Annotated in this window: 10 protein-coding genes; 9 read left to right on the plus strand and 1 reads right to left on the minus strand. The window is 50.4% G+C overall.

Going from position 1 to position 12,985, the window contains the following annotated elements:
* Positions 1-28 precede the first annotated feature (28 nt).
* The 9 genes from KNQ02_RS12525 to KNQ02_RS12565 all read left to right on the plus strand — a co-directional run bounded on the left by KNQ02_RS12525 (position 29) and on the right by KNQ02_RS12565 (position 12,043).
* Positions 29-1,339, plus strand: coding sequence for an ABC transporter substrate-binding protein (locus tag KNQ02_RS12525; protein WP_088836195.1), 1,311 nt, complete (start codon positions 29-31; stop codon positions 1,337-1,339).
* A gap of 74 nt (positions 1,340-1,413) precedes the next feature.
* Positions 1,414-2,376 carry a carbohydrate ABC transporter permease gene (locus tag KNQ02_RS12530; RefSeq protein ID WP_088836196.1) on the plus strand — a complete coding sequence of 321 codons (963 nt, stop codon included), beginning with the start codon at positions 1,414-1,416 and terminating at the stop codon, positions 2,374-2,376.
* 13 nt (positions 2,377-2,389) lie between these two features.
* Complete coding sequence (locus KNQ02_RS12535; RefSeq protein ID WP_088836197.1) at positions 2,390-3,175, plus strand: carbohydrate ABC transporter permease; 786 nt, start codon at positions 2,390-2,392, stop codon at positions 3,173-3,175.
* Between the two features lie 27 nt (positions 3,176-3,202).
* Positions 3,203-5,188: a beta-galactosidase gene (locus KNQ02_RS12540; RefSeq protein WP_214808737.1), complete on the plus strand. Its 1,986-nt coding sequence runs from the start codon at positions 3,203-3,205 to the stop codon at positions 5,186-5,188.
* Positions 5,189-5,200: 12 nt separating this feature from the next.
* Complete coding sequence (locus KNQ02_RS12545; protein ID WP_214770436.1) at positions 5,201-7,333, plus strand: alpha-galactosidase; 2,133 nt, start codon at positions 5,201-5,203, stop codon at positions 7,331-7,333.
* A complete protein-coding gene (locus tag KNQ02_RS12550; RefSeq protein WP_214805531.1) occupies positions 7,330-8,502 on the plus strand; it encodes a galactokinase in 1,173 nt (390 codons plus the stop codon). Before KNQ02_RS12545 ends, KNQ02_RS12550 begins: the two co-directional genes overlap by 4 nt.
* A 1-nt stretch (position 8,503) precedes the next feature.
* Entirely contained in the window at positions 8,504-9,496 is a 993-nt protein-coding gene (gene galE, locus KNQ02_RS12555; protein WP_088836201.1) for a UDP-glucose 4-epimerase GalE, read from the plus strand.
* Positions 9,497-9,527: 31 nt separating this feature from the next.
* Positions 9,528-11,024, plus strand: a complete 1,497-nt coding sequence (locus KNQ02_RS12560; protein WP_088836202.1) for a UDP-glucose--hexose-1-phosphate uridylyltransferase — start codon at positions 9,528-9,530, stop codon at positions 11,022-11,024.
* Positions 11,021-12,043, plus strand: a complete 1,023-nt coding sequence (locus KNQ02_RS12565; RefSeq protein WP_214770440.1) for an aldose epimerase family protein — start codon at positions 11,021-11,023, stop codon at positions 12,041-12,043. Before KNQ02_RS12560 ends, KNQ02_RS12565 begins: the two co-directional genes overlap by 4 nt.
* Before the next feature lie 409 nt (positions 12,044-12,452).
* Here KNQ02_RS12565 and KNQ02_RS12570 read toward each other — a convergent pair whose 3' ends face one another.
* Positions 12,453-12,968, minus strand: a complete 516-nt coding sequence (locus KNQ02_RS12570) for a methylated-DNA--[protein]-cysteine S-methyltransferase (protein WP_214808740.1) — start codon at positions 12,966-12,968, stop codon at positions 12,453-12,455.
* Between the last annotated feature and the right edge of the window lie 17 nt (positions 12,969-12,985).

A 12,985-nucleotide genomic window follows, 5' to 3' on the forward strand; every position in this document is an offset into this window, starting at 1 on the left:
ACTTACACATAAAAAGGGGATCAATCAGATGAAATTTAAAAAATCGAAGATTTTAGCGGCAGCATCGGTTCTTACATTATCAGCACTACTCGCAGCTTGTGGTGGCGAAGATGAGCAACAGACGACAACAAAAGACGGTAAAACAATCATTACCTGGTGGGGCTGGGCACCACAACCTGAAGCTGGGAAAGCCGTTGTCGATGCGTTCAACAAATCGCAAGACAAGTATTCAGTCGAATTCAAACGGTACAGTGAAGACTATGAAAAGCAACTTCAAGTCGCAATGTTGTCAGGTAAAGGCCCAGACATCATTGGCTTAAAAGAACCGATGATTCAGCAGTATAAAGATCGTGTCGTACCGGTCGATTCATATATGGATAAAGCAGCCGGAGATGGATGGAAAGATAAATTCGTCGAGCTCGGGATTGAACAGACGACACTTGATGGTACACAATACGCAGTCCCAATCGGTTTCACAGGACAAGCATACTTGATGTACAACAAGACGATGCTTGATAAATACGGTGTCACGCCACCTAAGAACTATAAAGAAACGGTCGATGCCGTCAAAAAAATCAAAGCGTCTGGCGATAAAGTCATTCCATTGATGCTCGGAGCAAAAGATGCTTGGATCGACATCGATGTCTACAATGTCCTCAGTCACCAAGTCGCGCCGGGTTACATTCAAAAAGTCTTGTCGGGTGAAGCAAAATGGACAGATGACGAAATGGTCAAAACAGCACAAGTATGGCAAGACCTCTTCGAAGATAAAGTCTTCCAAGAAGGAGCGCTTGGTCTTGCGACTTACAATGACGGGATGAACCAGTTCTTCGATAAAAAAGCTGCGATGTGGGTCATCGGTTCATGGGAAGCACACTCGATGACGACGGCTGAGAAAAAAGACAAATGGAAAATTGACGATGAGCTTGGATTTGCACCACTTCCTAACCTCGTAGGCGGAACAGAACAACCAATCATCGCTTCAATCGATATGGCGCTTGGCGTCAATAAAGAATCGAAACAACAAGAAGGTGCAGCAGAGTTCATCGCCTTCATGAGTCAAGGTGAAGGACAAGAAGTCTACATGGGTGAGTTCGAGATGGCACCAGGAATTAAAGATGTCACGATCGACTCTGATTCCGCTTTCACATCGGAAGGCGAAAAAGAATCATACAAAATGTTAAACGATACGCTTGCGGACGCAGTCGCGAGCCGTGGAATCCGGGATACGAAATTGAACGATATCCTCGGGAAGGAACTTCAAAATATCGCAACAGGTCAAGATCCGAAAGAAGCACTTCAACGTGTTCAAGATACAGCGGATAAATCGGCGAAATAAGCAGTAGACAGCGAAGTGATGCGCCTGGCGTATCACTTCCTGATTTTTGGAAAAGAGGAAAGTGAGGAATCAACATGCAGACAGAGCGTCAGGAATTGCCGATTAAACCAAAAGCAGAGCCGTTAAAACCAGCAGCGACACGTTCACCTGCTCCAAGAAAAAAAGGCAAGATGAAACAAAATATGGTCGGTTGGGCATTTGTCGCACCAATCGTCCTTTTCGTCGTCAGTTTCATCTACTACGGGATTTTCTACAATGCCTATAACTCGTTTTTCTCATGGGACGGGATTTCGTTTGATAAAGCGTTTGTCGGGCTTTCAAACTATGCGGAAATGTTCGGAGATCCGGACTTTTATCTTTCGCTCAAAAACACCTTCATCTTCACCGTCTTGACGGTCACAATCCAGGCTGGAATCGGACTTGTTCTCGCGTACTTCCTGCATACACAAGGACCGCTGCGGACTGCGATGAAATCGGTCTTCTTCTTCCCGGTCGTTTTGAGTCCGGTCGTCCTTGGGGCAGCTTTCACACAAATTTATGATTTCCAATTTGGATACATCAACGAATTCTTACGTGCAATCGGTCTTGGGAGTCTCGAGCAGAATTGGCTCGGCGATCCGGATATCGCGCTTTATTCCGTCATCGCCATCAATATCTTCCAGTGGACAGGGTCGTCGATGGTCATGTACTACATGGCGATGTTGACGATTGAAAAAGAAATTTTCGAAGCTGCGAAAATTGATGGAGCTGGTTTCTTCCGGACCCTTTGGAGCATTGTGTTCCCGAACTTAAAGGGCACGACCTTCACGTTATCGATCCTCGGTGTCATCGGTGGACTGAAGACATTTGACTTAGTCTGGATCACGACTGCCGGTGGGCCGGGATCGTCCACAGAATTTATCTCGACCTACTTATTCCGAAAATCAATGCTCCAACAGGAAGTCGGCTACTCGAGTGCTGTCGCCATCGTGCTACTTACAATCGCGTTGCTGATCACGTATTTCCAATTACGGATACAAAAGAAAATGGATAACTAAGGAGGAACGTACCATGAATGTAGAATCTAAAAAGAGTCGTTGGATGATCAACCTTGTCCTTGCCTTAGCTTCAATCGTCTGGCTGTTCCCGATCTTTGTCATGTTCAAGGAAAGCTTACGTGTCAATGGATTTGAGAACTATATCGCGACGTTACAAAACCCGAATTTCCCAACGTTCGTCTTCAACAGTTTCTTTGTTGCCTTCTTCATGATCATCATCTCGATCACGATTCTTGCGTTTGCAGCGTTCGCTTTTTCAAAGCTAGAGTTCGCAGGAAAGCGTCTCATGTTCAATATGGTCCTCGCCGGTTTAATGTTACCGGTTGCTTCGATGATCGTCCCCTTGTTCTTTACGCTCCGTTCGTTTGACGGACTGAACAATCATTGGGGATTGATTGGGGCAGAAGTTGCATTTTTCCTCCCGTTCGGCTTGATGCTCATCAAAGGGTACTTTGACGAATTGCCGAACGAACTGATGGAAGCGGCCTATATCGACGGTGCGACAATTTTAGAAGTCTTCTTCAAAGTCATGTTGCCACTCGCGAAACCGGCACTTGCGACAGCATTAATCTATGCGTTCCTCAACTCGTGGAACGAATACTTGATGGTCTTGACGTTCATGACCGATCCCGCTTACCAGACAGTCACGATGGCACCGAGCTTCTTCAAAGATGCACTCGGCGGCGATCCAGGTAAAATCTATGCCTCACTTGTGTTAATCAGCTTACCGACAATGGTCTTCTATATCTTCTTCCAACGTTTCTTCCAAAAAGGAATGACGGCCGGTGCAGTAAAATAATTTGTTTTTTGAGTCAGGGGGAGCAACATGTATTTAGGAGTCGATTATTATCCGGAACAAACACCACGTGAATTGTGGGAGGAAGATTTTCGTTTGATGAAAGAACTGGGGGTCAACGTCGTCCGGATTGCAGAATTCGCGTGGACGATGATGGAACCGGAAGAAGGGGTTTATGACTTCGACTTTTGGGATGACGTCGTCGCACGCCTCAGTGACGCGGGCTTCGATATCGTCCTCGGTACACCGACGGCAACACCACCCGCCTGGATGTGTCATAAGTATCCGGAAATTTTACCGGTCGACGAACATGGTGTGACGATCAGCTTCGGCGCGCGTCGTCACTACACGGTTCACAGTGAGACCTATCAAAAATTTTCCGTCGCGATTACGACGGAAATGGCGAAACGGTACGGGCAACATCCGCGTGTCATCGGTTGGCAGACAGATAATGAGTACGGTCATGAAAAGTCGGACCGCTCTTACAGTGCTATCGACCGGGCCGCTTTCCAGGTCTGGCTCAAGAAGCAGTATGGCACGCTTGACGTGTTAAACGAGACATGGGGAACGGTCTTTTGGAGTCAAACCTATACGGCGTGGGAACAAATTCCCGTCCCGCGTAAAGTCTACCAAGAACATAGTCCAGCCCTGCTCGTCGATTTCGACCGATTTTGTGCCGACGGCTATAACTATTACAACAAGCTGCAAGTCGATGTCTTACGGGAACATATCCATCCGGATGCCTTTATCACACATAACCTCGTCTACAGCGATATGGCTGTGAATCAACAACAGATGGCGCAAGATCTTGATTATGTCTCATTTGATAACTATCCCGTCTGGGGCGGGTTACCGGAGCCGAACCGTTTCGAGAAGATGGCGAGCGATCACGACCTCTGCCGGTCGTCGAAACAGGGCAAAGGTTTCTGGGTCATGGAACAGCTCAGTGGCGCACAGGGGTGGAGCAAAATCGGATACTTACCACGCCCGGGTCATATTCGCCTCTGGACGTATCAAGCCGTTGCACGCGGCGCAGAAGCAATCGTCTATTTCCGCTTCCGGGCCGCCTTGTTCGGGACGGAAGAATTTTGCCACGGCATCATCGACCACGACGGGAAACCGAAACGGAAGTTTGCTGAAGTCAAACAGATCATGACGGAACTGAATACGTTCGGCGACGAAATCAATGCCAGTACGTACCGAGCGGATGTCGGTGTCTATTTTGATCAGGAAAACGTTTGGGCCTGGACGCATCAACCGCACAGCGATGCGTTTGATTTCCGGACCGAGTTCGTCCGTTTTTACGGCGGGGCTGTCCGCAAGCAGGTTGCGACGGACATCGTTTTTCCGGGCGATGCGCTTGACGGCTACAAACTGATCATCGTGCCGCTGTACTTCCTGACGAACCCGACGTTCGATCAAGCATTGATTGATTACATGGAACAAGGGGGGCACGTCATCTTTACGTACCGGACAGGTGTCAAGGATCCGCATAATAATGTCATCCCGAAAACACTTCCCGGGAAGTTTGCCACGTATGCCGGCATTGAAATCGATGAATATGAATCCCTTCAAGCGGTCCAGCAAAACCGTGTCGAGGGACTTGACGGACAATCGTCGACGGCACGCCTCTGGTGCGATCTCATTACACCGACGACGGCAGAGCCGCTCGCCGTTTATCGCGATACATTTTACGATGGTGTCGCAGCCGTCACGCGAAATCAATACAAAGGAACAATCACGTACATCGGAGCGTCGATCGATGACGCGATGATCGATACGATTTACGCGCAAGCCTTTGAAGAAGCAGGAATCGAGACGCTTGAAGTGCCGGACCAGGTCGAAGTCGTTCGCCGTCACGGGGAAACACGCGATTTCGTCTTCCTGATGAACCATGACACAAAAGAAACGAAACAAGTCACGCTTGACGGAACATATCAGGAGCTGACGACGCAAGAGACATGCAGTAGAACAGTGACACTCGCACCGCTTGCGACACTGATTCTGACGACGTAAGGAGGTAGGACCATGGCAATCTTTGAAGTATCGAAACACCGATTCGTGATCGAAGGACAAGATGTCGCGCATGTCGTGACAATCGGAGCGAATGGGAAGCTCGTTCATACGTATTTCGGGGCACGACTTCCGTATCGAGCAGATTATGCGGCGTTACCGAGTGCGGTTCTTGCCCACAGTTCATTCGAATCGCCAGACGGCGTCGCGACGTACGACTTTATCCCGTTCGGTGAGATGGTCTATACAGAACCGACGTTAAAATCAGAACGGGCAGACGGAGCAAGAATCAGTCAATTTTCTTTCGAGCAAGCAGAGCTGTCGGATACGGCACTTGTCTTATGGCTCCACGATCCCCTCCAAGATTTGCGCGTCGGGGTACGGTATGAACTTTTCGCGGCATACGATATGATCGGGCGCTCGCTCATCGTCGAAAACGCAGGAGAAAGACCTGTCCGTTTGACGACGGCGCAGTCGTTCGCGATGGGACTTTTAAATCGTCCGACGCTCAACTTCCATCATTATGCCGGGACATGGACGGGCGAATTCCAAAAACAAATCACGCCGCTGACAGCAGGACGCAAGACGATTGAAAGTCGACGCGGTGTGACGAGTCACCAGGCAAATCCCTGGTTCGCGCTTGAACACAATGCGACAGAGACGACGGGCGAAGTCATTTACGGCCATTTTGCCTATTCGGGCAACTGGTCGATTCACGCTGAACAAGATGCCTTCGGGTTCGTCCAACTATCGGGTGGGATGAATGGATTTGACTTCAGCTGGACGCTTGACGCTGAACAACGTCTAATAACACCGGTCTTTTATATCGGCTATACTCCGGACGGCTTCGCCGGAATGAGTGCGCGCGCGCATGACTTCCAGCGTCACGTGATCATGCCGGCGTCTGACCGTGAAAACGTTCGACCGGTCCTCTATAACTCATGGGAAGCGACGTATTTCGATGTGACGGAACAGGGACAACGGGCACTCGTCAATCAAGCAGCGGACATCGGATGTGAACTATTCGTCGTCGATGACGGCTGGTTCGGTGAACGTCACTCCGATCAAGCGGGATTAGGCGACTGGGTCGTCAATCGGAAGAAGTTTCCGAACGGTCTGACCCCTTTGATTGAGTATGTGAAGGGAAAAAACATGCAGTTCGGTCTTTGGGTCGAGCCGGAGATGGTCAATCCGGACTCCGATTTATATCGCGCACATCCGGACTGGATTTATCATGCTCCGGGTGCTGTCCGGACGACATCGAGAAACCAGTTCGTCTTGAACCTCGGTTTACCGGAAGTCGAACGTTTTGTTTATGACATGATGGATGAATTATTGACGTCGCACGAAATCGACTACATCAAGTGGGACATGAACCGGGCATTCTCTGAGCCGGGTGTCCCGTCGCAAACGCCGGACGCGCAAAAAGAACTTTGGAAGCGTCACGTCGATGCCTTATATCGAATCTTCGACGAGCTACGACTCGGGCATCCGACGGTCGACTTCGAAGCGTGTGCCGGTGGCGGAGGTCGGATTGATCTCGGGATTTTAGAGCGGACGGAACAAGTCTGGACGAGTGACAACACGGACCCGCTTGACCGGTTGACGATTCAACATGACTTCTCGTTTGCCTATAATGCAAAAATGATGAGTTGCTGGGTGACGGATGGTCCGAACTGGTTGAATGGGCGGAACTTACCGCTTGCGACGCGGTTCGTCTCTTCGATGCAAGGGACGCTCGGCATCGGTGGAAACTTAAGTGAGTGGACGGCAAGTGAACTCGCGGAAGCGAAAGGATGGATTGAGACATACAAGACGATTCGGCCGACAGTTCAGCACGGACGTCAATACCGCCTCAGTCCATTCTCACAAACGACAGCGAGCATCATGCAGTATACGTCTGAAACTGAGACAGTCATTTTGGCGGTTGCACCGATGCGTAAGCATGGCATTCACCAGTACAGCTTTAAACTGACGGGATTAGATGCAAGTAGACTCTATCAAGTGGAAGATCGCCAGGTGAGCGGTGCTTACTTGATGAACCAAGGACTGAACTTCTCTTATTCGACGGACTATGAAGCACGTTGTTTACGAATTCAACCCATCTATCAATTGAGACAAATTGAGCAAAAGGAGCCGATCGCATGACCGATCAGACGTTAGAACAAATCTTTGAAGAGCAATTCGATGTACAGGCGACACATCGTTTTTTTGCGCCAGGGCGTATCAATTTGATTGGAGAGCATACGGACTATAACGGAGGTCATGTGTTTCCATGTGCCTTGACGCTCGGGACGCATGCGATTGCCCGAAAACGGGATGATGCAACGTGTCGTTTCTATTCACTCAACTTCGAAGCAGACGGCATCATCGAAGTCGGATTAGACGACTTGGCCCATAATCCGCAAGACGGTTGGACGAATTATGCCAAAGGAATGGTGCACATCCTCCGGGAAGCCGGGTACGCCATCACGTCAGGATTTGACGTCTTGATTAAAGGGGATATTCCGAACGGAGCAGGGTTGTCTTCGTCTGCTTCACTCGAACTCGTCATCGGTGTCATGCTCGAGCGTTTATATGAATTGGATCTCGACCGGGTCGAACTCGTGAAGTTCGGTCAGCAGGTCGAAAATCACTACATCGGCGTCAACAGTGGCATCATGGATCAATTTGCGATCGGGATGGGACAGGCAGGGTCAGGATTACTCCTTGACTGCCAAACGCTTGATTACACGTATGCACCGCTCGACTTGACGGGCTATACAATCATCATCATGAACACGAACAAGCGGCGTGAACTCGCCGATTCAAAATACAACGAGCGACGTGCGGAGTGTGAACAGGTGCTCGAACAGTTACAGCAAGTCCGGCCGTATGCAACGCTCGGAGATTGGTCGATGGCAGAATTCGAAACCGTCACACTCGACGACGAACGCTTGATGCGCCGGGCACGCCATGCCATTTCTGAAAATGAGCGGACGTTACAAGCCTTGGAAGCACTACAAGCAGGGCAACTCGAGGAATTCGGAGAATTGATGAATGCGTCGCACCGGTCACTCCAACACGATTATGAAGTGACAGGGCAAGAACTCGACGCGTTGGTCGAAGCGGCTTGGGCGCAACCGGGTGTCCTTGGGGCACGGATGACAGGAGCCGGCTTTGGTGGCTGTGCGATTGCAATCGTTGAAACGTCAACAGTCGACCGATTCATCGATGCCGTCGGACAACGCTATGAAAGCCGGATCGGTTATCCGGCAACGTTTTACACGGCGACTGTCGGAGACGGAGCGCGTGAAGTCGAACGGGAGGTCATCTAATATGGCAGTACTAGTTGTCGGTGGGGCCGGCTATATCGGCTCCCATGCGGTCTATCAGTTGATTGATGCTGGAAAAGACGTCGTCGTCATTGATCATTTACAGGCAGGTCACAAAAAGGCGGTCCATCCGCAAGCCCGTTTATACGAAGGAGATATTCGCGACCGGTCGTTCCTTGACCGTGTCTTTACAAAAGAGACGATTGAACAAGTCGTTCACTTCGCTGCCTTTTCGTTGGTCGGGGAGTCGATGGAACAACCATTAAAATACTTCAACAATAACGTCTACGGAACGGAAGTCTTACTCGAGGCAATGGTCGCACATGATATCAAACAAATCGTCTTCTCTTCGACGGCTGCGACATACGGTGAGCAAGAAACGATGCCGATTCTCGAGACGGCAATGACGAACCCGACGAATACGTACGGTGAAACGAAATTGATGATGGAGAAGATGATGAAATGGTGCGAACAAGCACATGGTCTTCGTTATGTGGCGTTACGTTACTTCAACGTCGCTGGAGCACGCGCGACAGGAGAAGTCGGAGAGGACCATACACCAGAGACACACCTTGTTCCACTTGTCCTTGAAGTCGCAAACAATCAGCGGTCTGTCATCTCGATTTATGGGGATGACTACGCGACGCCAGACGGGACATGCATCCGGGATTACATTCATGTCGAAGATTTGATTGATGCCCATATTCTCGCACTCGATTACTTACAACAAGGACACACGAGTGATGTCTTTAACCTCGGTTCGAGCAACGGATTTTCCGTCCGCGAAATCATCGAGGCGGCGCGCCGGGTGACGGGGCACCCGATTCCGGAACAAGTCGTCGCAAGACGTGCCGGTGATCCGAGTACGTTAATCGCAGGATCAGAAAAAGCAAAACGTGTTCTCGACTGGTCACCGCGTCGGACGGACATCGACCAAATCATCCGTGATGCCTGGAACTGGCACGAACGCCGTCCGAACGGCTATCAGACAACATAAGAGAGAGAATGGATTGAGGAGAGTGAAGGCGATGAATGAACACATCAAACGATTGATTGAGCAAGCGATTGCTGAACATCTGATTGACGCAGAAGATGAAATCTATGCGCGTAATCGAATTCTTGCGCTTGTCGGTCAGGCGGATTATACCGATCCAGGGACTGTTACAGCGGAACCGATTCCAGACATCCTCGAGGCGCTGGTGGAAGAAATGATTGCGTCCGGACGGCTTGCAGCACGACTCGATGAAAAAGAACGTTTCGCAGCTGAATTAATGGATGTGTTCGTCGATCGTCCTTCGACGATCACGACGACGTTCAATCAGCTCTACAAAGAAAATCCGGTGCACGCAACGGATTATTTCTATCAACTCAGTCAGGCGAGCAATTATATCCAGACGAAACGGATTGCGAAAAACATCCAGTACAAGGCAGCGACGGTTTACGGGGAAATTGATATTACAATCAACTTATCGAAACCGGAAAAAGATCCACGCGAAATTGCGGCAGCCCGGACAGAACCTGTTGCAGCATCGACCTATCCAACGTGTTTGCTTTGTGTCGAGAACGTCGGTTATGCCGGACGCAACAATCATCCGGCTCGGGCGAACCACCGGATCGTTCCGTTGACACTCCAAGGTGAGGATTGGGCATTGCAGTATTCGCCATACGTTTACTACAACGAACATAGCATCATTTTGTCGCAGGCGCATCGCGATATGGTAATCAACCGCGACGCCTTTGAACGATTACTGGAGTTCGTCGATCAATTCCCGCATTATTTTGCAGGGTCAAATGCTGATTTACCAATCGTCGGCGGTTCGATTTTGACGCACGATCATTACCAAGGCGGGCGTTATGAGTTCGCGATGGACCGAGCAACGATCCAAAGCCGGTTCGACTTGCCGCAACAACCGGATGTCAGTGGGCAAACGTTACACTGGCCGCTCAGCGTCATCCGCTTGAGTAGCCCTGATCGTCACCAGTTACTCGCTGCTGCCGATGATGTGTATACAGCCTGGCTGACGTATAGTGACGCGGAGCAGGAAATCATTGCGATGACAGACGGCGTCCGGCATAACACGGTGACACCGATTGCCCGGATGCGAAACGGCGTCTATGAACTCGATCTTGTCTTACGAAACAACCGGACCTCTGTCGAACATCCGGATGGCATTTTCCATACGCACGCGGACATCCACCACATCAAACGTGAAAACATCGGCTTGATTGAAGTGATGGGACTTGCGGTCTTACCAGCCCGGTTGCTTGAAGAACTAAAGCAGGTCGAACAGTTCATCGTCGGTGAAACGACGGACGTCTTGCCGGTACACCGGACTTGGGCAGAATCGTTGAAGCAACAGTACACCGGTCAACCGGTCACAGCTTACGTCGAACAAGCGGTGGCCGAAAAATTCGTCCGTGGACTCGAAGACTGCGGTGTCTTCAAACAGACGGAGGCAGGGCAGGCGGGACTTAACCGGTTCCTGCAGACGGTGACACATCAAGTGACAGGTGACCGGCGATGACGTACGAGACACATCAAACAGAAGACGCGCGACTCGTTCGGCACCGCTTGATGCAACCGGACATGGAAGTCGAGATATGGAATTACGGTGGCATCATCAATGACGTCCGGGTCAAAGATCGCTCGGGCAAGATGGAGAGTGTGGTGCTCGGCTTCGATACACTGGCCGCGTACAAAGAACATTCGCCGTATTTCGGAGCAATCGTCGGCCGGGTCGCCGGACGGATTGGGCAAGCCCGCTTTTCAATTGCTGAACAAACCTATCACCTTGCGGCAAATGACGGAACGAATCACTTACATGGCGGCACGCACGGCTTCGATCAAGTCTTCTTTGATGTCATCGAAGCAACGGAACAGCTGTTGCACTTACGGACGCTCAGTCCGGATGGTTGCGAAGGGTATCCCGGGGACGTGACGGTGGATGTCATCTACCGGCTAAACGGGACAGCATTGACGTTGTCGATTGAAGCAACGACGGATCAGACGACACCATTGAACGTGACGAATCATACGTACTGGAACCTGTCCGGGAACTTACAACGCGATATTCTGGATCATCAGTTGACGTTACCGAGTTCGACCTATCTACCGCTCGGATCCGATCTGCTACCGACGGGTGAATTCCGTGCGGTCGACGGAACGGTCCTTGATTTCCGGACAGGGCGGTCGATTCGCAGTGGCGCTGAATCGGAAAGTGAGGAGACGGTCAATGCCGGGAACGGTTATGATCATCCGTTCGTCTTAGACGAAGGGAGAGCGCAACTCATGGATCCGGTATCAGGACGAACGTTACAGATGACGACGAATCAGCCGGTCGTCGTCTTATATACGGGAACACAACTTTTGACCGACTATACGGTTCGCGGTGTCCCGTCCCGTCCGTCACTTGGTCTTTGCCTTGAGGCACAAGTTCATCCGAATGCTGTCAATGAATCCCGTTTTCCATCGATTCTCATCGAACCGGGTGCGACGTACCAGTGGGAGACGACATATCGGTTTGGAATCAATAATGTAAACTGATATCGGAGGGGTGACGTCCCTCGTTTGAGTCATCCGCTGTTCATCTTTATATTCTTTTGATGAAGAACATGCTGAAGCAGGTGTCATCCGTTGATTCTCATGCGAGACGGAGACTCCTGCGGGAACAGCGGAATAGGTGAGACCCCCGAGGAACGTAAGTGACAAGGAGGCTCGCCTTCCGCCCGTGGAAAGCGAAGTCTCGCATGAGAATCAACAACCGCTTGATCGTTGACCTTTAGCTTGTCTCCATTTCATTTTGTGTTAATCTCGATGACTCATGCCTCAACCGAGAAAAACATATGAACAAAAGGCTGATTGTTCATCAACCACGACGTAATGAACGCCGTGTCTACGTGAAAACCCGAGCGTTCCGTTTCTTGTTAGAAAACGGAGTCGCTCGGGTTTTCGATTACATCGTATTCGGACTGACTTCTTGCTCTAAGGCAAGCAAGCGGCGTTTCATGTTCAATCCACCCCAGTAGCCAATCAAATCACCGTTCTTGCCGACAATCCGGTGACAGGGGATGACTAACAGCAACCGGTTTTTCCCGATTGCCGTGCCGACTGCCCGGATGGCACGAGGGCGTGAGACGGCCGCTGCGATCTCGGAATACGTTGTAGTGTTTCCGTATGGAACAGCTTGCAATGCTTGCCAGACATCGAGCTGGAACGGTGTCCCGATCGGGTGAAGTGGCAATGTAAAGGCCGTCCGCTCTCCCTGCAAATAACCGAGCAGTTGCTCCCGGTACGGATTGATTCTTGAATCGTCAATTAAGACTTCAGCCCGTGGAAGATGCTTTCGTTTCCAGTCTTCAAAGAGTTCGGACGGTTCGTTAAACGCACCGACATAACAGAGACCGTCCGACGTCGCAGCAATCGGAAAGCAATGGTGTTCCCATTCAAGTTTCGTAAAGTAAAGTTCCATCGGGCGTTGCTCCTTCA

It is taken from the genome of Exiguobacterium sp. s102 (assembly GCF_018618635.1).
Lineage (GTDB): Bacteria > Bacillota > Bacilli > Exiguobacteriales > Exiguobacteriaceae > Exiguobacterium_A > Exiguobacterium_A oxidotolerans.